This is a genomic window from Bacillus sp. FSL K6-3176, assembly GCF_038003325.1.
GTDB classification, from domain to species: domain Bacteria; phylum Bacillota; class Bacilli; order Bacillales; family Bacillaceae; genus Bacillus; species Bacillus altitudinis.
Genome location: NZ_JBBOOX010000001.1, coordinates 3202483 through 3229014, shown reverse-complemented (window position 1 = coordinate 3229014; position 26532 = coordinate 3202483). Strand labels below are relative to the sequence as shown.

Genomic DNA, 26532 nt, shown 5'->3' with positions numbered 1-26532 from the left:
ACGCATTCTTTCATTATAATTCGACATAAAATGCAGATCAATGACATTTATAATAAAAAAAGATGACATCACTGTTACGGGAGGGAAAAGCCATGACAACACCTAAAATGGATCCGAAGTTATTGGATTCAATCATCATGAAAATGCTAAGTACAGTTGATGGCAGTAAGGACGAAGTATTTAGAATCGGCGAACAGTCCCGTCAACAATATGAAAGCCTGGTAGAAGAGCTTAAGCAAATTAAACAGCAAGTCAACGAAGTAATTGATTTTGGGGATAAACTAGAAGTACATACGAGACATGCTAGAAATCGATTATCTGAGGTCAGCAGAAACTTCAACAAATTCAGCGAAGAAGAAATACGAGAAGCCTATGAAAAAGCACATAACCTGCAAGTAGAATTGACCATGATCCAGCAGCGCGAAAAACAGCTGAGGGAAAGAAGAGATGATCTCGAAAGACGATTGTTAAGCTTACAAGACGTCATTGAACGTTCAGAAACGCTTGTGAGCCAGATCACGGTCGTCCTCAACTACTTGAACCAAGATTTACGTCAGGTCGGTGTTTTACTTGAAGATGCTCAGGCAAAACAAGATTTTGGACTAAGAATTATTGAAGCCCAAGAAGAAGAGCGCAAAAGGGTATCACGAGAAATCCATGATGGACCTGCTCAGATGCTGGCAAACGTGATGATGCGTTCAGAGCTAATTGAACGGATTTTTAGAGACCGTGGAACAGAAGAAGGCTTTAAAGAAATTAGAAGTCTAAGGCAGAATGTGCGAAATGCACTGTACGAAGTGAGAAGAATCATTTATGATTTAAGACCGATGGCTTTAGATGATTTGGGTCTCATTCCGACACTTCGAAAATACTTAAACACAATTGAAGAATATGATGGAAAAACCAAAATTACGTTCCAGTGCATAGGTGATACAGAAAGCGAAAGAATTGCTTCTCAATTTGAAGTGGCACTATTTAGACTAGCTCAAGAAGCTGTCACAAACTCTTTAAAGCATTCTGAAGCTGAAGAAATCTCTGTGAAGGTTGAAGTGACGAAAGACTTTGTAACCTTAATTATCAAAGACGATGGAAAAGGCTTTGATATGAAGGATGTTAAAACAAATAAAAACAAATCCTTTGGGTTACTAGGTATGAAAGAGCGCGTAGACTTACTAGAAGGTAAAATGACCATAGACTCAAAAATAGGTCTAGGGACATTCGTCATGATTAGAGTACCGTTAACATTACAAAATAAAATTGTAAAATAGAGACAAAAGACATATTGACCATAAAGTTCAGGTGTAGAACAATAAACATGGGGAGGCGTAGCTTGTGACTAAAGTAAATATTGTAATTATCGATGACCACCAATTATTCCGTGAAGGTGTCAAACGGATTTTAGATTTTGAACCTACTTTTGAAGTAGTTGCAGAAGGAGACGACGGTGACGAAGCTGCACGTATCGTAGAACACTATCATCCGGATGTTGTCATTATGGACATTAATATGCCGAATGTAAATGGTGTGGAGGCTACAAAACAGCTAGTAGAGCTTTATCCCGAATCAAAAGTCATTATCCTATCTATTCATGACGATGAAAACTATGTGACACATGCATTAAAAACAGGAGCAAGAGGCTACTTGTTAAAAGAAATGGATGCAGATACCCTCATTGAAGCAGTAAAAGTAGTAGCTGACGGAGGCTCTTATTTACATCCGAAAGTCACTCATAACTTAGTAAATGAATTCCGACGCTTAGCAACAAGCGGCGTTTCAGCACATCCACAGCACGAGGTATATCCTGAAATTCGCAGACCACTTCATATCTTAACAAGACGTGAATGTGAAGTTCTTCAAATGTTAGCTGACGGAAAGAGCAATAGAGGTATTGGTGAGTCGCTCTTTATTAGTGAGAAAACAGTCAAAAACCACGTGAGTAACATTTTGCAAAAAATGAATGTAAATGACCGTACTCAAGCTGTTGTTGTAGCAATTAAAAACGGCTGGGTAGAAATGAGATAATGTTCCGGACAAGTACTCCTTTTTCGCCTGTTTTTAGTTCTCTCACATTCAAGTTAGAGAGCAATGATAGGCAGGTAAGGAGTCTTTTTCGGATATAGCGGGCTTGCCTATTGATTAGGCAAGCTTTTTTGATTAGTATTATAAATCTAGTGAAAAACAATGATCATTCTTTTTTAAAAAGCAACTTAACGGATAAGGAAGGTATTTAAGAATGAAAATAGCCGTTGTAACAGACAGTACTGCTTATATACCACAAGAACTACGTGATAAACATCATATTCATATGATCCCTCTGAATGTCATCTTTGGTACTGAATCATACCGTGAAGAAGTAGAAATGGATTGGAAGACATATTATGAAGAAGTCAAGAAACATAAAGATCTTCCAACAACCTCTCAGCCTGCTTTCGGTGAACTTATAGAATTATATGAAAAACTTAGTGAAACATATGATGCTGTGATTAGTATACATCTGTCAAGCGGAATTAGTGGAACATACAATAGTGCGGCCTCAGCGAATGAACTAGTTGACGGAATCGACATTTATCCGTTTGATACAGAGACTAGCTGTATGGCGCAAGGTTTTTATGTGTTAGAAGCTGCTGAAAAAATCCAAGGTGGTGCTTCTCCAGAAGAAGTGATTTCCCATCTCAATTATCTGAAAGAAAATCAAAGAGCTTATTTTATGGTAGACGATTTAACTCATTTACAACGTGGCGGCAGATTAAATGGTGCTCAGGCTTTTATTGGAAGCCTCTTAAAGGTAAAGCCTATCTTGCATTTTGACAACAAGCTAATTGTCCCTTTTGAGAAGATTCGTACACGCAAAAAAGCCATTTCACGTATTTTTGAATTATTTGATGAAGATGCATCACGTGGTGTTCCAATGAGAGCAACTCTGATACATGGTAATAGAGAAGAAGAAGCAGATGAATTAATTGCGCACTTATTAGAAAAGTATCCTCATGTTGAATTTTATAAAAGCTACTTTGGTGCCGTGATTGGCACTCATCTAGGCGAAGGCTCTTTAGCACTTGGCTGGATCATCAGATAGATATCAAAATCCCCTTTTCTCATGGAAAAGGGGATTTGTTTTTCTATTTTTACAATTAGACGAAAGGCCTTCTCTTTGTACATAATGGGTCAACATGAATGGAAAGGTAGTGCGTGAAATTGAATCTGGAAAAAGCAATGGAACTCAGTCACAAGCTACAATCAAGGCACCTTCTTCCTGTTGAATGTCAATGTACACAGTCCGAATTGGAGTGGCTGGAGAATCAAGGATTTATCCATAGAACACCTGCTGTCGATAGGGTGGCGAGTGGTTTGATCTGCTGCCGGTGCGGTGTATCAAACAAGCGCTACTTTGCCCTCTCTCCGTGTGAAACATGTAAAAAAGAATGTGTATACTGTAGATCCTGCATCATGCTGGGAAAAGTAAGTGAATGTGGCTTTCTCTACGAATGGACGGGTCCACAAAAGAAAGAAACAAGACAAGTTGAATTAACATGGCAGGGAGAGCTTTCTAAAGGGCAAAAGAGAGCGTCCGATAGGCTAGTAGAAGCAATCCAAAACAAATTTGATCTGCTCGTTTGGGCTGTTTGTGGTGCGGGGAAAACGGAGGTGCTTTTTCACGGAATAAAATATGCGTTAAATAACGGAATGAGTGTTTGTATTGCGACGCCTAGAACCGATGTTGTACTTGAGCTTGAACCTCGAATGAGAAAGGCATTTCAAGGACTGAATATAGCTGCACTTTATGGCGGGAGTTCTCAAAGATTTCAAATGGCACCGCTTATGATCGCTACAACCCATCAGCTAATGAGATATAAAAACGCTTTTGATGTCCTCGTTGTAGACGAAGTCGATGCTTTTCCTTATTCAATGGATGAACGGCTTCAGTTTGCTGTTTTAAAATCAATGAAAAAAACAGGAGTTAGAATTTACTTAAGTGCCACACCATCTAAAAAAATGCAAAAGGATGTTGCTCGTAGACAATTAGAAGCGATCAAAATTCCTCTGCGCTTCCACCAAAAACCGTTGCCTGTCCCAACATTTCAATGGGTTGGAGATTGGAAAAAGAGATTAAAAAGAAATCGGCTTCCAGCATCTACAATGAACTGGCTGCATGAACATATCACAAAGAAAAAAAGAGTGTTACTCTTTGTTCCTTCTATTTCTACTATGAAGAAGGTAACTCATATTCTTCAAGTTCAGGATGTAAATGTACAGGGTGTTTCTGCGGATGATCAAGAAAGGAAGCAAAAAGTCCAGCATTTCAGAGATCATAGGTACGATGTATTGGTTACAACAACTATTCTAGAAAGAGGCGTTACCATTCAAGATGTTCAAGTGGGCGTATTAGGTGCGGAATCTCCTATTTTTACAGAAAGTGCACTTGTCCAAATTTCTGGTAGAACAGGGAGACATCCAGATTTTTTTAACGGAGACGTGTACTTTTTTCATTTTGGTTTAACGAGAAGTATGAAACAAGCAAAGAAACATATCGTAAAAATGAATAATTCAGCTGAAAAAGAGTTTTCTGAAAAATAGTGTGGGTTCAACTAAATCATGGTACATTATATTCACAAAACACAAATGGCAGGAGAGACAAAATATGCTACTCAACGCAAAAGAAATACTACTTAAAGAAATTCTCTATCAATATCTCAACCAATTAAACATGATTTGTCATTGTGAAAAATGTATAGAAGATGTATTAGCCATTTCTCTAAATCAAGTGAAACCGCAATATATAACAGATATCGATAAAATATCCTACAGTAAATCCGAGATGGTGGATAAACAGAAAAATACGGCGATGCTCGTCATTCTGACAGAAGCTGCTTCAACGGTCACTACATATCCAAGGTGCGAAAATCATTTGCCGTTGAACAAAGAAAATCGTTGATTTGTCCAATTTGTGAGAGCCATTTTGTGGCTGCTTTTACATGGAAATCATTCCTACTATTAAATGAAGATCGTTTATGTGTAGCATGTAAGAACCACCTGATGAAGATTCAAGGTCCTACTTGTCCTAAATGCGGAAGAGCCCAATCAAATGATCAATTGTGTCAGGATTGTTCAAGGTGGAATAAACGACGTGATTTTGCTGAGATTCTTGTGATGAATCGATCTGTTTATGCTTACAACGACTTTATGAAAGATATTCTAGCTCGATTTAAATTTCGAGGTGATACGGCTTTAGCTGATCTATTTAAAAAAGATGTACAGTCAGCGTTTAAACGTTCTTTTTCAATCAAAGAACCGGTCCTTGTCCCAATTCCTTTGAGTAAAGAGAGATTAAAGGAAAGAGGATTCAATCAGTCAATGATGCTTGCTTCCATGATTGGCGGACCTATATTGGAGCCACTTATAAAAGTACATCAAAGTAAGCAGTCTAAGAAAAGAAAAAATGAACGTTTACATCAACAGAATTTGTTCCAATTAAGGCAGTCAAACCCGATCGTTCTAAAGGATGTCGTATTAATCGATGACATTTATACAACTGGGGCGACAGTCTATCATGCAGCAAAAATTTTAAAAGAAGCAGGCGCCAAAAGTGTTTCCTCTTTTACGTTGATTCGTAGTTAAAAATCATGACAATCAACCGATATTAAGAAAAGAAAATAACGTAAGGGGTTTTGGTTATGAATCAATTGGCAAACTGTCCACAATGTAATCAGTTATTTTTAAAAACCACCATCCAAACGGTTTGTAACAAATGCTTTGAAGAAGAAGAACGTTCTTTTGATATCGTTTATAAATTCTTGCGTAAGCAAAGTAATAGACAATCAACCATTGCTGAAATAGTAGACGCAACAGAAGTTGATGAAGAATTAATCCTGAAATTTATCCGTTTGAAAAGACTTCAAATTAGTCAATTCCCGAATATCAATTATCCTTGTGAAAGATGCGGCCAACCGATCAGGAAAAACAAGCTGTGTAGCCATTGTGAAAAGGATATAAAGACGCAAATCAGCCAAATGGACCAAGAAGAAGAGCGTAAAAGGGAGATTGAATCTAGGAAAAAAGACACCTATTATGCCATTAATCCTAAAAACGACTGATTCCCTAAACTAAGTTGCAGTTTGGTCGATAAAATGGATAGAATCAAGACAGACTGTAACGGAAAGCGAGAGGAATCCCGTGAAAATTAATCGATATGGAACACAACCAGTAAATCCTTACAAGAAAACATATGAGAAACAAACGTTGCAATCGAATCAAGCAAAATCAACTGACAAAGTCGAAATTTCTAAAAAGGCAATCGAAATGCAAAAGGTGCCGAATATCATGAAAGAACGTCAAGATAAAATAGACCAAATTAAAAAAAGCATTGAAGCCGGAACATATCAAGTAGATACAAAAGGCATTGCAGATAAAATGCTGAATTTTTATAAACAACAATAACAAAAGGGAGTAGCGTGAATGTCAGTAAAAATAATGATTGAAGAACTGCACCGTCTCTACGGATTACATGAACAGCTTCTAAAGCTGTCTAAGAATAAAACAGAAATGCTGAAAAATAACGAGATCGATGCTCTTTCAGAGGTTCTGAACCTTGAGCAAAAATATATTCAGGCCATTTCACAATTAGAAGAAAAGCGGATTGAAGCAGCAGTTCAATTTTTACAAAGTGATCAATCGCCGACAATCACCGCATGTATCGAAAAAGCTACAGGAACGGATCAAGAAGAGCTTATTTCGTTATATGAGAAGCTGAATGACATCATGGTGGAACTGAAAGATGTAAACGAACTGAACAAACAGCTTATTCAGCAGTCACTTCAATTTATTTCACTGACATTCGATCTTGTGAATCCTAACAAAGAAAATATGAATTACGGACAAAATGGTCTTGAGAGTTCAAAGCCTAAACAGCATAGGGCTTTGTTTGATTCAAAGGCGTAAACAAGGAGGATATCTATGGGTTCTACATTCATGGGACTAGAAACGGCAAAAAGAGGAATCACAGCCCAGCGTGCAGGGCTTTATGTCACATCAAACAACGTATCCAATGCAAATACTGATGGCTATTCAAGACAGAGAGTTACCTTTAAAGCAGAGAATCCTTACCCAGTGATTTCTGTTTATGATGGCAAGACATATGGCCAAATGGGGACAGGTGTCCAAGTTGGAACTGTTGAAAGAATTCGAGACAGCTTTTTAGATCTTCAGTATAGAGATCATAACAATAACTTGTCTTATTATGCGACGAAGTCTGATGCTCTTTCACAAATGGAAGGAGTGATGAATGATTTAACAGATGAAGGCTTGAATAGAGCCTTTGATAATCTCTGGAAATCATTACAAGTCTTATCAGAATCGAAAAATGCTGATACTGCTTCAGCCCGTACAGTTGTTAAGACAAGTGCTCAGGCTTTAGTAGATCAATTCCGCCTGCTAAATTCTTCTTTAACAACGATACAAAAGAATTTAAAAACTGAACTCGATTCAACGGCAAAAAATGTGAACACCCTATTAACTCAAATTGATGAAGTGAATAAACAGATTGCAACAGTTGAGCCAAATGGTTATCTTCCCAATGATCTTTATGATACGCGAGACGCTCTTATAGATCAGCTTTCCTCACTTGTTGATATTAAAGTGAGCTACAACCCTTCTGGAGGAAATGCTCTGGAAATTGCTGAAGGAACCGTTAACATCGACATTATCGGTGCTAATGGACAATCTGCTGGTACAATTTTAAATGGCATTACCAATGAAAGATCTGAATTACAACTTTCCTATGATAATACGACAGGACTTGTTAACTCACTCCAATTTGGAACGACAACCATCGCAGCTGATCAATTACAAGTGAATGGTAAAGTAAAAGCACTTGTTGAGGCGTATGGCTACATGTCTAATGGAGCTGAAAAAGGCATGTACCCAGATATGCTTGCTGAGCTGGATGAAGTAGCAAAAGTATTTATGGATACTTTTAACGATGTCCATAAGCAAGGGTACACGTTAAATGGCACAAGTGGACAAGACTTTTTCGATATTGAGAATAACAATGATTTGAATAAAGGCTTGGCAGCACGTATCAAAGTGAGTGACGTGATTTTAGCATCGACAGATAACATTGCTGCATCTCTTAATCAAACGCAAGGTGATGGTTCGAATGCTACGAAATTAGCTAATATTCAAAACTTAAAGCTGCCAATCGGCGGAACTACCACAACGATTCAGGATTACTATCAGAATGTCATTGCCGAAATGGGGATACAAGCTAAAAAGAACATGACCCTTGAAAGCAGTTCAGCAGCTCTTGTGAATTCAGCCAATGAACGCAGGATGTCAACTAGTTCTGTATCTATTGATGAAGAAATGACGAACATGATCCAATTTCAGCATGCGTATAATGCAGCTGCAAGAATTATGACGTTACAAGACGAAGTATTAGATAAAATAATAAACGGCATGGGTGTCGTAGGAAGGTAGGGTAACTGATGCGAGTCACGCAAGGTATGATTTCTCAAAATTCACTTCGGAATATTAGTAAAAGTTATGAAAAACTCTCTAAAATTAATGAGCAGGCACAGTCTGGAAAACGTTTCACAAAAACGTCTGATGATCCTGTGGCAGCAGTGAAAAGTCTTCAGTATAGTACAGCCATGTTTCGAAATGAGCAATACCAAACTAATTTAAATGAGGCACGAAACTGGATTGATACATCTGAAACAAGTGTCACTGAAATAATTGATATCATGTCAAATATACGAGATAAAGTACTCGATGCGGCCAATGGAACAAAACAGCCAGAAGATTTAGCTGCTATCGGAGTGGAAATTGGTCAGATGAAGAATCAAATCATTGATGCAATGAACACGCAGATGTTAGGTAAGTTTGTTTTTAATGGGACGAATACAAATGTTAAACCAGTTGTAGAGAATGCAGATGGTACGTTTACATTTAACTTTGAAAACTATACAGATGCAAACGTGGTTCAATCGAACATTTCTGATGGAATCACATTAAATGTGAATTCAAATCCTCTTTCAGCTTTTGGTGGGCAATCTGCCAGTGGTCAAAATGTCATTGAAATGCTGACTGATTTAGAAAACTCATTAAAAAATGGAACGTTTACAAATTCTGATGATGCATTAGGAAATATCGATCAGTTTAAAGAAGTGATGAGTGCTGAGCGTTCAGATCTTGGGGCTAGATCCAATCGTATCGACTTAGTCGGGAGCCGTTTGACTTCGCAATTTGAAGTGCTGAAAAAGGCTAAATCAGATGCCGAAGATGTAGAAAGTGAGAAAGCCATTCTTGATCTTCTTCAACAAGAGACTGTAAATAGAGCTGCTTTAGCGACGACAGCTAAAGTGATTCAGCCATCCCTTGTCGATTTCTTAAGATAAGAAAAAGCATCCGTTGGGTGCTTTTTTGCATCATGGAGGTGAACCTATGCAAATCCCTAGATTGTTAATGGAGCAAACTTATGCAAAGCTGCAAATGTCGACAACCCCTTCCAGGCAAGAAGTAGAGCAGCCAAGAGCTGAGCTTGAGATTCAGCAGCCAAGAGCTGTCATGAATATCACAAGGACACCGTCGAAATTAACCATAGATCAAACCGAGGCATTTGCCGATATGGATATTAAGTCGATTTTTAGACGTTCAGAGGAATGGGCTGCGGAGGGGAAACGTGCGATTGGAGAAGGAATGGGGCGTAGAGCGGAAGAAGGAAGTGAACTCATCAAGATCGAGAATGGTGGGAATGCGATTGCTGAGTTTGCGAAAATCAATGGCAGTCCTCCAGCAAAACAATTCAACATCGGTGTGATTCCTTCATTTTTTAGTGTGAAAATTCACTATCAGCCATCTGAACTTAAAATTGATGTGGAGCCACAAAAAGCTATTATAGAGGCAACACCTCATAAACCAATTGTTAACTACCAGCCAGGTAAAGTTCATATTGATATGTTACAATACCCAGAATTAAAAATAGAAGTTGACGAAACAGGTCAAAATGGTGATAAGGTATAATTAAGAAAAATGAAAAAGGTCGTGAATTATGATCATTCAAACAAAATACCATGGTGAAGTGACGATTAAAGAGGAGCAAATCATTCACTTCTCTAATGGGATACCAGGATTTCTGGATCAAAAACAATTTGTCATTTTACCTTTATCAGAGGAATCTCCATTTTTAGTTCTCCAATCTTTGGAAAATGCAGAACTAGGCTTTATTGTCAGCAGCCCATTTTTATTCTTCAATCAATATGAATTTGACTTAGAAGAATCGGTTGTAGACATTCTTGAGGTGGAAGATGCCAATGATGTGGAAGTCATGGTTATTTTAACAATGGGATCTTCTATTGAAAAAACGACAGCCAATTTAAGAGCGCCTATTATTGTGAATCGGAAAAACATGAAAGCCAAGCAGGTCATTTTGCATGATTCAGCCTATCATACAAAACATTTGCTAGAGGTGGCTTCCTCATGTTAGTTCTATCTCGTAAATTAAATCAATCGATTCAAATAGGCGACGATATTGAAGTTAAAATTATTGCAATTGAAGGCGACCAAGTAAAAGTTGGAATTGAGGCTCCTAAGCATATTGATATTCACAGGAAGGAAGTATACCTGTCTATTCAAGAAGAAAACAGCCGTGCTGCTAGCTTGTCCTTTGATCTACTTTCTCAATTATCCTCACAAAAAAAGTGAGGATTTTTTTATCCTATTTGTCTATCCTCCTCCGTGTGAAACCATAGAAGTACACCATCTATATGAAACTTTAACAAATCGGTCCATCTATATTTAATTTAATAATTCAAAGCCGATATAAAAGATAGATTAAAGCACAGGAGCTGAATAACTATGTCTGTTGGTAAGTTGACTTCGCTAGAGCCACTGATTGATGCATTTCAAACCCGTGTTACGAATCATCAAAATGACAATGCAAACACTGATTTACAAGCAAATGGAAAAGTCGTTTCAAAAGAAGAAATTGAGAAAACGCTTCAAGGAGCAAATAAGCTGATTGAACCTACTCAATTTCATCTTCAATTTGAATTGCATGAAAAACTCAATGAATATTATGTCAAAGTCGTAGATAACCAAACCGAAGAAGTCATTAGAGAGATTCCTTCCAAAGAATGGCTTGATTTCTATGCGGCAATGACAGAGATTGTCGGTTTATTTGTCGATAAAAGAATGTGAAGGGAGAACATAAACCATGGTTAATCGAATTACTGGATTTTCAAATGTATTTGATATTGATGAAATCGTCTCAAAGCTAATGAAAACTGAGCAAGCACCACTTGATAAAATGACACGTCAGAAACAAACACTTGAATGGCAAAGAGACAGCTACCGCGAGGTCAATTCAAAGGTCAAAGAATTAGATGATCTCATTGCCAAACTAAATTTAACATATCCGAGTACTTATGGCGCAAAAAAGGTCACAAGCTCCAATGAATCTGCTGTCACAGCAACTGGCTCAACAAATGCTACCTCTGGCTCGATTAATGTGACCCAACTAGCGACAGCATCCGTATTCAAATCTTCTAGTCCATCTGGGTTTACTGCTTCAAACGGTACGTTTACGTTTGAGGTGACGACACCAGATTCTACAACACCTAAAACAGTGACCATTAATACAACTGATACAGATACCCTTGATTCAATCGTGTCAAAATTGAACAACGCTCAACTAGGTGTCACGGCTTATAAAGGCCAGATCTTTGATGGAACCAACTACGTAGATACGATCGCTCTGACTTCGCGTACGACTGGTGAAGGTGTCAGTATTAAGGCAGCAGATGGCAATTCTGCTTCATTTTTAACGCAATTAGGATTCCAAGTGGATGGAGATAATAAATTAGTTGCGACTACTCAAGGGCAGAAAGCGCAATACGAAATTAATGGTCTCAAAATGGAAAATAACAATAATACCTTCACGCAGGCTGGTATCACATATGAGCTGAAAGGAACAACAGATAAGCCTGTCAGCTTGAACGTTTCAACAGATGTTGATGCCATCTTTGATAAAATTAAACAATTTGTTGATAAATACAACGAACTCGTTGAATTGGTCAATGGTAAAGTGAATGAAAAGCGAAATAGAGACTATCAACCATTAACGGCTGAAGAGAAAAAAGCCATGTCTGAAAAAGAAATTGAGTTATGGGAAACAACCGCTAAGTCTGGCTTACTGAGAAGTGATTCTATTTTACGAGCTGGTGCCTCTAAAATAAGAAGTGATTTTTATGCTGATATTACGACAAGTGATGGAAATAAGATTCACATGACACAAATCGGTATTTCTACTTCATCCTCGTATAAAGATGGCGGGAAGCTTGAACTAATTAATATTAATGGAGTAGAGAAATTAAAAAAAGCCATTGAAGAAGACCCAGAAAAGATAAGACAAATGTTTATCTCTGGTTCTTTAAATGTTGATTCTAAAGACAAAGACAAAGCACAGCAGCAATATAAAGAACAAGGAATCATCTATCGCGTCAAAAATTCCTTATCAGCCTTCACAAAGAGTATTCAAACAAAAGCTGGTAGTACAACAATGGAGCTAAAAGAATATGGACTTGGTAAGGATTTAGATTCTTTGGCAAAACGAATGGATACATTCCAAGATCGTTTAAAATTAGTGGAAGCTCGTTACTACAAAAAGTTTAACGCCATGGATAGTGCGATTCAAAAGCTAAACAACCAATCTGGCTATCTTTCTCAACTGCTTGGACAATAATTGGAGGTTTATAACATATGGCAATTCAGAACCCTTATGCCGCCTATCAGAAAAATTCTATTGAGACCGCAACACCGGCCGAGTTAACGCTTATGCTTTATGAAGGATGCTTAAAGTTTATTAGACTAGCAAAGCATGGCATTCAAAAAGAAGATGCTGAAATGAGAAACTTGAACCTGAAAAAGGCTCAAAACATCATCCAAGAATTAAATGTCACCTTAAATCGTACGTATGATGTATCAAAGAGCATGGCAAGTATGTATGACTACATCTATCGAAGACTGATTGAAGCCAATCTGCAAAATGACGAAGAGATCCTGAATGAAGTAGAGCAATATGTGACTGATTTCCGAGATGCTTGGAAGGAAGTCATTCAAACCGATCGAAAAGGGCGTCACCACTCTATTGGGGGATCTCTATGAGTATTGTGGACCAACTGCACGACCAAACGTTAAAAATGGCAGCGGAAATAGAGGCCAATCCGCAAAGCGAAACACTCGTTGAAGACTTTGATGCTTTTTTAGTTGAGAGAGACGAACTAATGAGAGATATTCAACATGAGCTTTCCGTTCAAGAAAAAGAGAAAATCAAAGAAATCATTCAAACAGATCAACTGATGGCCAAGCAATTAACGGAGATTCAAAATGGGATCAAGGCGGATATTCAAGCCATTCAACGTAAGAAAACAAAACAGCTGAATTATCAAAATCCGTATCAGCCCATGACAAGTGACGGCGTATACTACGATAAACGGAAATAAATAGGTGAGACCTGTGGCGTATCGTTCAGATGACTATATTTTATTAACCACATATTATGACCTTCTATATACGATAGAAGAGAGTCTAAAATATTTAGATGAAATTGAGAAGGATTTCGCTAAAACAGAAGGGGATCGGATCTTTAATGATCTGATCCATGCCTTCTTTCATTTAGAGACAACACACCCGCTTCTGCTTTCAATTATTGAAAATGAGCACTTTGCCAAGACGATTCGATCGTTTGACCAAATTTTTTTAAGTTTCGATATACTAGCTTTCTATACATTCCCTTCAAATCACTTCCAGTCATTCCTTACATCATATTTTATACCTGAATATAGAAAGTGGATGGATGAAATACATGCCTGTATGAGGCCGTATGTCATTCATTAATTTTTGTTTAATTCAGACCATTCGGAGGAATTTATGAGACTAAAAAATCAATTTTTATTTGGGCTTATTGTCATATGTGTATTGTTTGTCAGTATTTTGGGATTTTCTAGCTTTATCTATTACAAAACAGATCAATCGTATAAAGCACTCCTCACCAAAGAAGTAAAGCTGTACCAGACCTCACTGGAATTAGAGACACTGCTACAAAAACAGGAAGCACAAATTAAAACGTACGTGGTTGTTCAAGATGCTGAAAATTTACAGAAGATTGAGCAAACATATGAAGAAATCAATAAGAAAACAACTGAAGCATCAAAAATGAGCACCGTTAAACAAGCAAAAAATCTGTTAGATCAAATTTCCGAAAAAAATTATCTTTACTACACCTCAACAAATCGATTATTTAATTCATTGAATATGCAAAATCAAAAAGAATTCAACACCCGCCTCAGTCAAGAATTACAACCTATCGAACAAGAAATACATACCTTTACAAAAGAATTTGCTCAAACACAATTGAAACAGCGTGATCAAAAAATCAGTCAGCTCAATGAAGAAAGTAACCAATTATTGCTGACGCTCATTCTCGTTAGCGCAGCGATTATAGTCGGCTTTTTAGTCATTGGCACAAGGTTTGTTCATCGTATGACAAAACCGATTGTCTCTGTCACACATGCAGCAAGAAGAATGGCAGATGGTGACCTCACACTTGAAGAGATTGAAGTAACCTCTAAAAATGAAATTGGCCAGCTCGGTACGGCTTTTAACCAAATGACAGCTCATTTGCGTCAGCTCATCTTACAGGTGCAAAACGGGTCAAGGCAATTAGCTGATTCTGCTGCTCAATTTGAAGAAACCATCAGTCAAACCATTTCGGCTAGTGAACAGACGTCTAGCTCGATTGAACAGGTCAGTGAAGCTTCACGTGAACAATCTGATGCAGTAGGAAAAGTAGCTTCGGCGATTCAAGAAGTTTCGACTGGTATGCATAATGCGGCTGAACATACGTCTGATGTTTCGGGTCACTCAATTTCAGTGACTGAAAAGGCTGAAGAGGGCGCATCCCTCATTCAACAATTTGTGAAACAAATGAGTTCTATTAAGGAATCTGTGAATGAACATCATTCTACAATGGCCAATGTACAAGTACAGTTTACCGGTATTCAAGGCCTGCTGGGGAATATTCATGCCATTGCAGATCAGACAAATTTACTTGCTTTAAACGCAGCCATTGAAGCAGCAAGGGCTGGGGAACATGGACGAGGTTTTGCGGTTGTTGCAGATGAAGTCAGAAAGCTGGCGGAAGAATCAAGTCAGCTGACTGATCAAATTAGTCAGTTACTCGCCAACGTGAACAAAGATACTGAAAGATCGTCTCAATCTATGACGAAAGTGGAACGAGATGTAGCAGAAGGTGTGAAAGTATCGCAATTGTCTGAACAGAGCTTTCAAGAAATTCTGGAATCCATCCGTGATATCTCGATGAAAGCAGAGGAGCTTTCTGCCACGACAGAGCAAATCTCAGCTAGTACAGAAGAAATTTCTCAAACAGTTGGTGTGATAGAAGAAGGAGCCAAGCGAAATTCTGAGGAAACAGAGTACATGTCGGCGGCTGTTGAAGAATCACTAGCGGCGAATGAGGAAATGAAAGCAGCTGCGGAAGATTTAAAATCTTTGTCTCAATCACTGAAAACATCTATTTCATCTTTCAAGATTTAACAGCGCCATGGTCTTTTTCAAGAATCAATCGAATATATATTCATCACCTATCAAGTAAAAGCTGAAGCACCGCAGGATTCGACAAATTTCAATAAAAATTCACATTTTTTTTACGTTTGAGCAGGAGAAAAGGAGGGAAAAGTAGAAATAAGTTTACATATCCTTAATTTTAAAGGAGGCGTTCTTTACATGAATTACAATGTCCGAGGAGAAAACATCGAAGTAACACCTGCACTAAGAGATCATGTCGAGAAAAAAATTGGAAAGTTGGAGCGTTATTTTGAGTCAGATGTTGATGCTTCAGTCAACGTGAACTTGAAATTTTACAACGATCAAGAATCTAAAGTTGAGGTTACCATTCCAATGACTGATCTAGCACTTCGAGCAGAGGTGCATAATGAGGATATGTACAATGCAGTAGACCTAGCAACCAGTAAATTAGAACGTCAAATTAGAAAACATAAAACGAAAGTGAACCGTAAATTCCGTGAGCAAGGTGCGAAAAAGCATTTATTTGCTGGAGGAAACGGTGCTTCCGAAGTAGCAGTTCAAGATGACGAAGAAATTGATGAAACAGAAATCGTCAGACAAAAACGCTTCAATCTAAAACCAATGGATAGCGAAGAGGCCATTCTCCAAATGAACATGTTAGGTCACAGTTTCTTTGTCTTCACAAATGCTGAGACAAATTTGACCAATGTGGTATACCGCCGAAATGACGGTAAATATGGACTCATTGAGCCGAACGCTTAATCATTCGTTCCTTTTGATCCGAAAATGACCTAAAAAAAGTAAACCCGCTCCCTTCATTAGGGGCGGGTTTTTTGTGCTAAATCATTGCAAATTCTTTGGAAATCAAGGAAGGTATGGTATGATAAATGCAGGTAAATATGGACCTGTCAAACTTTTGGACATGCCGAAAAATTGCATGAAATAGAGGAGCGTTATTATATGCTTGGAATCTTAAACAAAGTGTTTGATCCTACGAAACGTACGATCAGCCGATATGAAAAAAAGGCAAATGAAATCGAAGCTCTCGCTCAAGATTTCGAGAAATTATCTGACGAGGCTTTACGAAATAAAACGATCGAATTTAAAGAAAAACTTGAAAAAGGACAATCTGTAGACGACCTTTTGGTTGAAGCATTTGCAACGGTTCGTGAGGCTTCCCGCCGCGTGACAGGAATGTTCCCATTTAAGGTGCAGCTCATGGGGGGGATCGCCCTACATGAAGGGAATATCTCTGAGATGAAAACAGGTGAAGGGAAAACGTTGACATCAACGATGCCTGTTTATTTGAATGCTCTTTCTGGAAAAGGCGTCCACATTGTGACAGTCAACGAATATTTGGCAAGCCGTGATGCAGAGGAAATGGGCAAGATTTTCGAATTTCTTGGATTAACGGTTGGCTTGAACTTAAACAGTTTAGACAAAGATGAAAAAAGAGAAGCGTACGCTGCTGATATCACGTATTCAACAAACAATGAGCTTGGCTTTGATTATTTACGAGATAACATGGTGCTGTACAAAGAGCAAATGGTTCAAAGACCACTTCATTATGCCGTCATCGATGAAGTTGACTCCATCTTAATTGATGAAGCGAGAACACCTCTTATTATTTCTGGACAAGCTGCAAAATCGACGAAACTTTACGTACAAGCAAATGCCTTTGTTCGTACGTTAAAAATAGAAGACGATTTCACTTATGATATTAAAACAAAAAGTGTACAGCTGACGGAAAGCGGAATGACGAAGGCGGAAAAAGCATTCGGCATTGAGAACTTGTTTGATGTCAAACATGTCGCTCTTAACCACCATATCGCGCAGGCTCTTAAGGCGCATGTTGCGATGCAAAAAGACGTTGATTATGTTGTGGAAGATGGTCAAGTCGTCATCGTTGACTCCTTCACAGGACGTTTAATGAAAGGGCGTCGCTATAGTGAAGGTCTGCACCAAGCCATTGAAGCAAAAGAAGGTCTTGAAGTGCAGAATGAAAGCATGACACTTGCAACCATTACGTTCCAGAACTACTTCCGTATGTATGAAAAGCTATCTGGTATGACAGGTACAGCGAAAACGGAAGAAGAGGAATTCCGTAACATTTACAATATGCAGGTTGTCACAATCCCAACCAATAAACCGGTTGTGCGTGATGACAGACCTGATTTAATTTACCGCACAATGGATGGCAAATTTAAAGCAGTAGCTGAAGACGTCGCACAGCGTTATATGACAGGACAGCCGGTCCTTGTCGGAACTGTTGCGGTTGAGACATCTGAATTGATTTCAAAACTGCTTAAAAATAAAGGCATCCCTCATCAAGTGTTAAACGCGAAAAACCATGAGCGTGAAGCACAAATTATTGAGGAAGCTGGACAAAAAGGTGCCGTCACAATTGCGACAAACATGGCGGGACGTGGAACAGACATCAAGCTTGGCGAAGGTGTGAAAGAACTAGGCGGTCTTGCTGTTATTGGGACAGAGCGTCATGAATCACGCCGTATTGATAACCAGCTCCGTGGTCGTTCTGGTCGTCAAGGAGACCCAGGGATTACTCAATTCTATCTCTCAATGGAAGATGAATTGATGCGCCGATTTGGTGCAGAGCGGACAATGGCGATGCTTGATCGCTTCGGTATGGATGACTCTACTCCAATTCAAAGTAAAATGGTCTCAAAAGCTGTTGAATCTTCTCAAAAACGTGTTGAGGGGAATAACTTTGATTCCCGTAAGCAGCTTCTGCAATATGATGATGTTCTTCGTCAACAGCGTGAAGTCATTTACAAACAGCGTTTTGAAGTCATCGATTCTGATAACTTGAAATCGATTGTGATCAATATGATTCAATCATCTATTGAGCGGGCTGTTGGATCTTACACGCCGAAAGAAGAACTTCCAGAAGAATGGAAATTAGATGGTCTTGTTGAATTAATCAACACGAACTATTTAGATGAAGGTGCCATTTCGGTCAAAGATATCTTCGGTAAAGAAGCAGATGAGATCACCGAATTCATCATGGAGCGGATTAAAGAGAAATATGATGCAAAAGAAGAGACATTTGGCGATGAACAAATGCGTGAATTTGAAAAAGTCATCGTTCTTCGTGCAGTAGATTCGAAGTGGATGGATCATATCGATGCAATGGATCAGCTGCGTCAAGGAATCCATTTACGTGCATATGCACAAACCAATCCGCTTCGTGAGTATCAAATGGAAGGGTTTGCGATGTTTGAGCATATGGTCGCTTCAATTGAAGATGACGTCGCTAAATATGTGCTAAAATCAGAAATCCAAAACAACCTAGAACGTGAAGAAGTCGTTCAAGGACAAACAACTGCTCATCAGCCTCAAGAAGGCGATGAGGAGAAAACAGTGAAGAAAAAGCCGGTGCGTAAAGTGGTGGATATCGGAAGAAACTCACCATGTCACTGCGGAAGCGGCAAGAAATATAAAAATTGTCATGGGAAGACAGAATAAGTAATGGAAAGAGGTGAAAACCTCTTTCTATTCATGTCAGCCCCCATACATCTATGAGGTGAAGGATATGGAATTAGTAGAAATTAGACAAGAGCTTGAAAATATGGCTAGCAGGCTAGCTGATTTTAGGGGGTCTCTTTGACCTCGATATAAAAGAAGCGAAAATTGCAGAGCTTGAGGCCACGATGTCAGAGGCTGACTTTTGGAATGACCAGCAAAAAGCGCAAGGTGTCATTAATGAAGCCAATGCACTGAAGGATTATGTGAATACATATCATGAGCTCAGTGAATCTCATGATGAGCTGCAAATGACGCATGATTTATTAAAAGAAGACTACGATGAGGATCTTCATGCAGAGCTTGAAAAAGAGCTGAAGAACTTAACAAAACAATTTAACGAGTTTGAATTGCAGCTTCTTTTAAGTGAACCGTATGACAAAAACAATGCCATTCTTGAGCTTCACCCGGGTGCAGGTGGAACGGAATCACAGGACTGGGGATCGATGCTCCTCAGAATGTATACCCGCTGGGCAGAGCGCAGAGGCTTTAAAGTTGAAACCCTTGATTATCTTCCAGGGGATGAAGCGGGAATTAAGTCTGTGACATTGCTGATTAAAGGACATAACGCTTACGGTTACTTAAAAGCAGAAAAAGGTGTCCATCGTTTAGTCCGTATTTCTCCATTTGATTCATCTGGCCGTAGACACACATCTTTCGTTTCCTGTGATGTCATGCCAGAATTTAATGAAGAAATTGATATCGATATTCGTACAGAGGATATTAAGGTGGATACGTATCGTGCAAGTGGTGCAGGGGGTCAGCACGTCAATACGACGGACTCTGCGGTTCGTATCACACACATCCCAACAAATGTCGTCGTGACGTGCCAAACGGAAAGATCCCAAATCAAAAACAGAGAACGTGCAATGAAAATGCTGAAATCTAAGCTTTATCAAAAACGGATCGAAGAACAACAGGCGGAATTGGATGAAATCAGAGGAGAACAGAAAGAAATTGGCTGGGGAAGCCAAATTCGCTCGTATGTCTTCCACCCATATTCCCTTGTAAAAGACCATCGTACCAACACGGAGATGGGAAATGTTCAAGCGGTGATGGATGGAGATTTAGATTCCTTTATCGATGCGTATTTACGTTCAAAATTATCATAAAAACTCGGCTTCTTGCCGGGTTTTTTTAATTGTGAGAAAATATAATGAATATAAAGGAATACATATGCCATACTGACTCTATATCCTTTGTATGATGAAATTAGCAATTAAAGGGGGAAATAATTTGGGATTAAAACCATTACAAGAGACGTGGGATTTAGATGCCTTTTTTAAAGGAGGCAGTTCTTCATCAGAATTTATCACATACTTAGAGCATATACAGCAGCTATTAGATGAGTTACGACAAAAGGTAGATGCCTTTTCAAAAGAAAATACACAAATTGAAAAAAAGTTAACAGTTGTCCTTGAAACGTATGAAATCACATATAAAAAACTAGCACAAGCAGGTTCATTTGTATCCTGTTTACAATCTCAAAATACAAAGGATATGAAGGCGGGCAGCCTCCGGGGGTCCATTGCCAAGCTGGAAGCTGAATTAGGAACCATTCTAGCCGGGTTTGATCAATCACTTGCTGCGATTCCCACTAGCCAGTGGGAAGAATTAATGGATTCAGCCGCTTTTTCAGATGTTCGTTACATATTAAATGAACGAAGAGAACATGTGAAAGATCAACTGCCTGTTGAACAGGAAACACTCATTCAAAAGCTAGCAGTAGATGGGTATCATGCGTGGGATGAACTTTATTCTAGCTTGGTGAACAAAATTACCATTCCATTTGAGCAAAATGGTGAAACACAAATGATCTCTGTAGGCCAAGCAGAAAATGCGATGGATGATTCAGACCGTGAAGTGAGAAAAGCCGTGTATCATAATTTAGAACATGCATGGACACAGGATGAACATTTGTTTGCAAGCACACTCAATCATCTCGCTGGTTTTCGTCTACAAGTATATCAAGCCAGAGGATGGGATCATATATTAAAAGAGCCTCTTGATATTTGCCGGATGAAACAAGAGACGCTCGATACAATGTGGTCTGTCATTGATGAACATAAACAGCCATTCATTGAATATTTACAACGTAAAGCTGACATGCTTGGGGTTGATAAACTGAGCTGGTTTGATGTGGGAGCACCTATTGGAAGTGAGACAAAGACCTATTCTTATCAAGACGCAGCCGCTTTTATTATCAAGCATTTCGCAGGGTTTGGAAAAGAGCTTGCTGCTTTTACTGAAAAAGCTTTTAATGAACGCTGGGTAGAAGCTGAGAATCGCCCAAACAAACGAGTGGGCGGTTTCTGTACGAATTTCCCTGATAGCGGAGAATCACGTATTTTTATGACCTTCTCAGGGACTCCATCCAATGTAGCGACACTAGCACATGAGCTTGGTCATTCGTTCCATCAGGAAGTCATGCAGGATGTTCGGATGTTGAATCGTAAATATGCGATGAATGTAGCTGAAACTGCGTCGACATTCGCTGAAATGATTGTGGCAGATGCTTCATTAAAAGAGGCGGCCAATGAAGAAGAGCGTCTCAGTTTGCTAGAGGATAAGCTGCAGCGCAGTGTGGCATTCTTTATGAATATTCAATCACGCTTCTTATTTGAACAACGTTTTTATGAAGAGCGCAAACAAGGAGAAGTGCCAGCTGACCGCTTGAATGAGTTGATGGTAGAAGCACAGAAGGAAGCCTTTGGCGACTCTTTAGATGAATACCATCCGCATTTCTGGGCGTCTAAACTGCATTTCCATATTACAGGTGTCCCGTTTTATAACTTCCCTTACACCTTCGGGTACATGTTCTCGTTAGGTATTTATGCAAAAGCATTGCAGGCTGGGGCATCATTTGAAGAGAAATATATTGCGCTATTAAAAGATACAGCGTCAATGACTGTAGAAGATTTGGCATATAAGCACCTAGGTGTCGACCTGACTCAAAAAGCATTTTGGGAAGAGGCCATTTCACTGGCTGTCGCAGATGCTGAAGAGTTTTTAGAAGCGACGAAGGCATAAAAGATGAAAAGCTCCCATTACGGGAGCTTCAGCGTGTAGACAAACCCTCGCATTCTGTGTCAGTCCTGTGCGCTGGTACTCACGAATGTCAAATTCGCTCCGTGCAAGTGCTCGTCCTTCCTAGACTGCAAAGGTTTTCTATCACGCTGAAAAGAAGACAAAGGGCTAAAATCAAGTTCATTTTAGCCCTTTGTCAACAATCTGGCAGCTCCCATTACGGGAGCTTTTTTGCTGGTTTTACCCATTCCAGCATCGTCTGAACGATGTCTTTTTGTTGCGTGAGGACTGGAATGTCTGCAGGCTGATCCCCTTTTTGTTTGCCATACATGCCAAATTGAGCATGATTACCGCCTTTTATCTCATGATACACCGTTTGAGAAGGCAGCTGCTTTTTCGATTTTTTGATTTTTTCTCGTGTTGCGAGACCATCTTTTTCGCCTGATATAGATAATACTTGCAAGGAAGCCTGTTTCAAATCATCTGATGCAGGATAGGAGGCAAGGAAAAAGAGGCCGTCCAGCTTGCTTTGATTTTTCACTGCATACATAGCGGCAGCTGTTCCGCCTAGCGAATGTCCGCCAATGTACCAATGCTTGATGGCCGGATGACTTTTGAGGATATCGTCTGCTTTCTTCGTATTAAATATTGCGAAGGAAAATGGCATGTCTGGGATAAAGACCGAATAGCCTTTCTTCATCAGCGCATTCCCAAGATAGGCATACGCAAGAGGTTCAACTTTTGCCCCAGGATATAGAATGATGCCAGTATCGCTTTTCGATGCTTCAAATGAATATACCCCGTTTTTATGATCGACCTGCTCAATGTTCATCTGCTTTTTTAACGCTTCCGATGGTCCATATGTAAAGCGGCTCCATGTATAGAAAGCACCAAAAGCTAAGATGATGAGTGCAAGTAATGTAATACCGGTGATCTTCAGTATTTTCTTCATCGTATGTCCCTTCTTTCTCATGTACATATTAAATATACCATCATTTACTCTTCTGCCAAACGGCAAGTACGCTGATCCGGCTGTGTGATAAAGTATTAATCCATTAGCACTGCATTTGGCTGTTATTTACAATCCGAATGAGAGGGCTTAAAATAGGTGTGCATTCAGAAGTAACGGAGGAAGAAAGACATGAAGCAGGAACATTCTCAATTTTGGATTGAAGTGAAAAATTATGTACTCATTTTAATAGGATCAGCTATCGTAGCGGTTGGCTTTAATACGTTATTATTACCAAATCAGATTGCTGCTGGCGGTGTGAGTGGAATCAGTACCATTATGCAATCATTCGGTTTTGAAGCTGCATATGTACAATGGGGTCTCAATATTCCGCTCTTTATCGCAGGCTTTTATTTATTAGGTGGAACATTTGGGGTAAAAACGCTCGTTGGTTCTGTCTTTTTACCTTTAATGGTGTTCTTAACAAGACACATTGCTCCTGTCACCCATGAAGCACTGCTCGCCGCAATATTTGGCGGTGTAGTGATTGGGATCGGAATTGGGCTCGTTTTCCTCGGCAATGGTTCAACGGGAGGAACGGCTCTTGCGGCCAAAATCATCAATAAATATACAGGGCTGACGTTAGGTACTTGTTTAGCGATGATGGACGGTTTGATTGTTTTGGGGGCCATGACTGTTTTTGGGATTGAAGAAGGGCTGTACGCTGTGATCGGAGTGTTCATTTCTAGTAAGACGATTGATGTCGTACAGGCTGGCTTTAGTCACTCGAAGATGGCCATGATTATTACGGGTCATGAGGATGAGGTTAGACAGGCGGTGTTTGATCAAATTGATCGTGGTGTAACGAAGATTTCAGCAGTAGGTGGGTACACCGACCATGACCGGCCTATTTTAATGTGTGTTGTAGGGCAGTCACAATTCACAAAGTTGAAACAAGTGGTAAAAGCGATCGATGCATCAGCGTTTGTCATCGTCATGGATGCAAAAGAGGTGCTGGGTGAGGGTTTTAAAAGGGCGTAAACAAGGATATAATAACGTTGACCAAATGATTGTAAGGGAGGGAAATACATGAAAAAGAGCGGATTAACGCTTCTTTTTGTCGCTATGCTTTTTGTACTTGCGGCCTGTGGAGGAAATTCAAGCAGCAGTGACAAAGAAGGCAGTAAAAGTGCTTCAAATGTGAGCAGTGGTGAAGAGATTTATCAGCAAAACTGTATTGGCTGTCATGGAAAAGACTTATCTGGCGGAGGCGGCCCAAGCCTGAAAGAAGTCGGGAAGAAATATAATGAAAGCCAAATTGCAGATATTGCCCAGAACGGTAAAGGATCTATGCCAAGCGGAATGGTAGATGAAAAACAAGCAAAAGAAGTCGCCAAATGGCTTGCAGAGAAAAAATAAAACCTTTGTCTAATCGACAAGGTTTTTTTATTTTCTATTTGTAGAAAAAGACTTTTGGATAGTATGAAAACGTATTATATTAAATTTTATTTAAAAAATAAGGGTAAAAAGACATGCTTTTCGGTTTTGGTTGCTCTATTTACCTTTTATTTATAAGTTTTGAAATATAAATGTAATACCATTGCGTCGATTCATGACGTATAATTGGAGTTGTTGAAATTTAGACGATTCAATTTTTTCATCTTTTTGGATGAAAAGGACATAAATTGCTTGTGCGTATCGAAGGGTATGTGCGTGACCATACATAACGTTTTTTGACGAGAAGTGTCAGAACATCATGATAAGCTGTTTGACAGCGAATAAGAAAAGATTAGGTGATTACATGATTGAAATGAAGGAAGTCTATAAGATCTATCCTAATGGTGTAAAGGCGATCAATGGAATCAATGTCTCTATCCATCCAGGAGAGTTTGTGTATGTTGTTGGTCCCAGTGGCGCTGGTAAATCCACGTTCATTAAAATGATGTATCGTGAAGAGAAGCCAACCAAAGGGAAAATCTTAATTAATAACAAAGATTTAGGCTCGATGAAGGAAAAAGAAATTCCTTACGTGAGAAGAGAAATTGGCGTAGTATTCCAAGATTTTAAATTACTTCCAAGTCTCACGGTCTTTGAGAACGTGGCATTTGCTCTTGAAGTCATTGGTGAACAGCCAAGTATTATTAAGAAAAAAGTGCTTGAGGTACTTGATTTGGTGCAATTAAAGCACAAAGCTCGTCAATTTCCAGATCAGCTTTCCGGCGGTGAACAGCAGCGTGTATCGATCGCTCGTTCGATCGTCAATCATCCTGAGGTTGTCATTGCAGACGAACCGACAGGAAACCTTGATCCAGATACTTCATGGGAAATCATGAAGACGCTCGAAGAGATTAATAACCGCGGAACAACAGTCGTCATGGCGACACACAACAAAGAGATTGTAAACAGCATGAAGAAACGCGTCATCGCAATCGAAGATGGAATGATTGTGCGTGACGAAGCAAGAGGGGAGTACGGAATTTATGATTAAAACTCTCTCGCGGCATTTACGTGAGAGCTTCCGTTCACTTGGAAGAAACACGTGGATGACATTTGCATCAATTAGTGCGGTCACTGTCACATTGATTTTAGTTGGGGTTTTTCTTGTCATTATGCTCAACTTGAATAACATGGCATCGAACGCTGAGAAAGAAGTAGAAGTAAAAGTTCTCATCGATTTAACTGCGAATCAAAAGCAGCAGGATGAATTAAAAGCAGAAATTGAGAAGATTCCTGAAATCAGTGATGTGAAATACTCATCCAAGGATGATGAACTAAAAGCACTGATTAAAAGCTTTGGTGAAAATGGACAATCTATGGGACTGGTTGATCAAGAAAATCCATTGAATGATGCGTTTATTGTGAAAACAACAGATCCCCACGATACACCAAAAGTAGCGAAGAAATTAGAAAACCTAAAAGGGACGTATAAAGTCACTTATGGAAAAGAAGAGGTCAGCCGACTCTTTAATGTTGTCGGAGTGGCGCGTAATGTCGGCATCGCACTTATTATTGGGCTTTTATTTACAGCGATGTTCTTGATTTCCAATACGATCAAAATTACGATTTTTGCTAGACGTAAAGAAATTGAGATTATGAAACTAGTAGGTGCAACGAACTGGTTTATCCGCTGGCCGTTCTTCATCGAAGGATTACTACTTGGTGTATTTGGCTCGATTATACCAATCGCTGTATTGCTTGGCACGTATCAATATGCTGTCGGCTGGGTGGCGCCAAGGGTACAAGGTTCATTTATTACAATGCTTCCATACAATCCGTTTGTCTATCAAGTATCACTGGTCCTTCTATTGATCGGTGCCATTATCGGTGTGTGGGGAAGTTTAACGTCCATCCGTAAATTCTTGAAAGTATAAATCTATTTATATTGATGGCAGCACTCGAGGATTCTATAGAAG

At 39.2% G+C, this 26532-nt stretch carries 29 protein-coding genes; 28 read left to right on the top strand and 1 reads right to left on the bottom strand.

All coding sequences use genetic code 11. The annotated features are described in order from the left end of the window. Nucleotides 1-92: 92 nt before the first annotated feature. From MHB38_RS16855 to MHB38_RS16740, 24 genes are all read left to right on the top strand, one after another. Nucleotides 93-1268, top strand: coding sequence for a sensor histidine kinase (locus MHB38_RS16855; protein ID WP_035389673.1), 1176 nt, complete (start codon nucleotides 93-95; stop codon nucleotides 1266-1268). Between the two features lie 64 nt (nucleotides 1269-1332). Then, entirely contained in the window at nucleotides 1333-2022 is a 690-nt protein-coding gene (gene degU, locus MHB38_RS16850; protein WP_008348273.1) for a two-component system response regulator DegU, read from the top strand. 211 nt (nucleotides 2023-2233) lie between these two features. Next, a complete protein-coding gene (locus tag MHB38_RS16845; RefSeq protein WP_024719242.1) occupies nucleotides 2234-3076 on the top strand; it encodes a DegV family protein in 843 nt (280 codons plus the stop codon). A gap of 119 nt (nucleotides 3077-3195) precedes the next feature. After that, nucleotides 3196-4575, top strand: coding sequence for a DEAD/DEAH box helicase (locus tag MHB38_RS16840; protein ID WP_142759403.1), 1380 nt, complete (start codon nucleotides 3196-3198; stop codon nucleotides 4573-4575). 64 nt (nucleotides 4576-4639) lie between these two features. Beyond that, nucleotides 4640-4933: a late competence development ComFB family protein gene (locus tag MHB38_RS16835; protein WP_035701582.1), complete on the top strand. Its 294-nt coding sequence runs from the start codon at nucleotides 4640-4642 to the stop codon at nucleotides 4931-4933. Beyond that, complete coding sequence (locus tag MHB38_RS16830) at nucleotides 4894-5616, top strand: ComF family protein (protein ID WP_390308590.1); 723 nt, start codon at nucleotides 4894-4896, stop codon at nucleotides 5614-5616. Before MHB38_RS16835 ends, MHB38_RS16830 begins: the two co-directional genes overlap by 40 nt. 56 nt (nucleotides 5617-5672) lie before the next feature. Beyond that, the gene (locus MHB38_RS16825; protein ID WP_017357864.1) at nucleotides 5673-6092 is read left to right on the top strand and encodes a TIGR03826 family flagellar region protein; all 420 of its coding nucleotides are present in this window, start codon (nucleotides 5673-5675) and stop codon (nucleotides 6090-6092) included. Between the two features lie 79 nt (nucleotides 6093-6171). After that, nucleotides 6172-6435 (top strand): flagellar biosynthesis anti-sigma factor FlgM, encoded by a 264-nt coding sequence (gene flgM / locus MHB38_RS16820; protein WP_003213252.1) that lies wholly within the window; start codon nucleotides 6172-6174, stop codon nucleotides 6433-6435. Between the two features lie 18 nt (nucleotides 6436-6453). Then, complete coding sequence (locus tag MHB38_RS16815) at nucleotides 6454-6936, top strand: flagellar protein FlgN (RefSeq protein ID WP_007499977.1); 483 nt, start codon at nucleotides 6454-6456, stop codon at nucleotides 6934-6936. Between the two features lie 15 nt (nucleotides 6937-6951). Continuing rightward, entirely contained in the window at nucleotides 6952-8472 is a 1521-nt protein-coding gene (gene flgK, locus MHB38_RS16810) for a flagellar hook-associated protein FlgK (protein ID WP_341004025.1), read from the top strand. An 8-nt stretch (nucleotides 8473-8480) separates the two neighbouring features. After that, on the top strand, nucleotides 8481-9392 hold the full coding sequence (gene flgL, locus MHB38_RS16805) for a flagellar hook-associated protein FlgL (protein WP_017368141.1): 912 nt from the start codon (nucleotides 8481-8483) through the stop codon (nucleotides 9390-9392). A gap of 46 nt (nucleotides 9393-9438) precedes the next feature. Continuing rightward, nucleotides 9439-10017 (top strand): DUF6470 family protein, encoded by a 579-nt coding sequence (locus MHB38_RS16800; RefSeq protein WP_035701576.1) that lies wholly within the window; start codon nucleotides 9439-9441, stop codon nucleotides 10015-10017. 28 nt (nucleotides 10018-10045) lie between these two features. Further along, nucleotides 10046-10480 (top strand): flagellar assembly protein FliW, encoded by a 435-nt coding sequence (gene fliW / locus MHB38_RS16795; protein WP_108611023.1) that lies wholly within the window; start codon nucleotides 10046-10048, stop codon nucleotides 10478-10480. Further along, a complete protein-coding gene (csrA, locus tag MHB38_RS16790; RefSeq protein WP_008348252.1) occupies nucleotides 10474-10698 on the top strand; it encodes a carbon storage regulator CsrA in 225 nt (74 codons plus the stop codon). The genes fliW and csrA overlap by 7 nt, the downstream gene beginning before the upstream one ends. 153 nt (nucleotides 10699-10851) lie before the next feature. Then, complete coding sequence (flaG, locus tag MHB38_RS16785) at nucleotides 10852-11193, top strand: flagellar protein FlaG (protein ID WP_007499987.1); 342 nt, start codon at nucleotides 10852-10854, stop codon at nucleotides 11191-11193. A gap of 16 nt (nucleotides 11194-11209) precedes the next feature. Continuing rightward, nucleotides 11210-12736, top strand: coding sequence for a flagellar hook-associated protein 2 (locus MHB38_RS16780; protein WP_057078994.1), 1527 nt, complete (start codon nucleotides 11210-11212; stop codon nucleotides 12734-12736). A gap of 17 nt (nucleotides 12737-12753) precedes the next feature. After that, nucleotides 12754-13158, top strand: coding sequence for a flagellar export chaperone FliS (gene fliS, locus MHB38_RS16775; protein ID WP_008348247.1), 405 nt, complete (start codon nucleotides 12754-12756; stop codon nucleotides 13156-13158). Then, entirely contained in the window at nucleotides 13155-13496 is a 342-nt protein-coding gene (locus MHB38_RS16770) for a flagellar protein FliT (protein ID WP_008348246.1), read from the top strand. The genes fliS and MHB38_RS16770 overlap by 4 nt, the downstream gene beginning before the upstream one ends. 13 nt (nucleotides 13497-13509) lie before the next feature. After that, complete coding sequence (locus tag MHB38_RS16765; protein ID WP_008348244.1) at nucleotides 13510-13890, top strand: hypothetical protein; 381 nt, start codon at nucleotides 13510-13512, stop codon at nucleotides 13888-13890. 33 nt (nucleotides 13891-13923) lie between these two features. Beyond that, a complete protein-coding gene (locus MHB38_RS16760; RefSeq protein WP_202734189.1) occupies nucleotides 13924-15609 on the top strand; it encodes a methyl-accepting chemotaxis protein in 1686 nt (561 codons plus the stop codon). A gap of 189 nt (nucleotides 15610-15798) precedes the next feature. Beyond that, nucleotides 15799-16362, top strand: a complete 564-nt coding sequence (gene hpf / locus MHB38_RS16755; RefSeq protein WP_007499992.1) for a ribosome hibernation-promoting factor, HPF/YfiA family — start codon at nucleotides 15799-15801, stop codon at nucleotides 16360-16362. 198 nt (nucleotides 16363-16560) lie between these two features. Beyond that, nucleotides 16561-19086 (top strand): preprotein translocase subunit SecA, encoded by a 2526-nt coding sequence (gene secA, locus MHB38_RS16750; RefSeq protein ID WP_035701569.1) that lies wholly within the window; start codon nucleotides 16561-16563, stop codon nucleotides 19084-19086. A 67-nt stretch (nucleotides 19087-19153) separates the two neighbouring features. Next, nucleotides 19154-20255, top strand: a protein-coding gene (gene prfB / locus MHB38_RS16745; RefSeq protein ID WP_202734190.1) for a peptide chain release factor 2 whose coding sequence is annotated in 2 segments (ribosomal slippage) — nucleotides 19154-19225 and nucleotides 19227-20255 — 1101 coding nt in all. Because the reading frame shifts where the segments join, the coding sequence is not laid out codon by codon here. A gap of 124 nt (nucleotides 20256-20379) precedes the next feature. Next, on the top strand, nucleotides 20380-22173 hold the full coding sequence (locus tag MHB38_RS16740; RefSeq protein WP_341004021.1) for a M3 family oligoendopeptidase: 1794 nt from the start codon (nucleotides 20380-20382) through the stop codon (nucleotides 22171-22173). A gap of 214 nt (nucleotides 22174-22387) precedes the next feature. On the opposite strand, the gene MHB38_RS16735 is transcribed toward MHB38_RS16740, so the two are convergent. Further along, nucleotides 22388-23122, bottom strand: a complete 735-nt coding sequence (locus MHB38_RS16735) for an alpha/beta family hydrolase (protein ID WP_202734191.1) — start codon at nucleotides 23120-23122, stop codon at nucleotides 22388-22390. 189 nt (nucleotides 23123-23311) lie between these two features. On the opposite strand from MHB38_RS16735, the gene MHB38_RS16730 reads away from it, so the two are divergent. From MHB38_RS16730 to ftsX, 4 genes are all read left to right on the top strand, one after another. Further along, a complete protein-coding gene (locus MHB38_RS16730; RefSeq protein ID WP_202734192.1) occupies nucleotides 23312-24160 on the top strand; it encodes a YitT family protein in 849 nt (282 codons plus the stop codon). A gap of 48 nt (nucleotides 24161-24208) precedes the next feature. Further along, complete coding sequence (gene cccB / locus MHB38_RS16725; RefSeq protein ID WP_007500002.1) at nucleotides 24209-24538, top strand: cytochrome c551; 330 nt, start codon at nucleotides 24209-24211, stop codon at nucleotides 24536-24538. Nucleotides 24539-24920: 382 nt separating this feature from the next. Further along, complete coding sequence (gene ftsE / locus MHB38_RS16720; RefSeq protein WP_008348229.1) at nucleotides 24921-25607, top strand: cell division ATP-binding protein FtsE; 687 nt, start codon at nucleotides 24921-24923, stop codon at nucleotides 25605-25607. Continuing rightward, a complete protein-coding gene (gene ftsX, locus MHB38_RS16715) occupies nucleotides 25600-26490 on the top strand; it encodes a permease-like cell division protein FtsX (protein WP_202734193.1) in 891 nt (296 codons plus the stop codon). Before ftsE ends, ftsX begins: the two co-directional genes overlap by 8 nt. The last annotated feature ends 42 nt before the right edge of the window (nucleotides 26491-26532 follow it).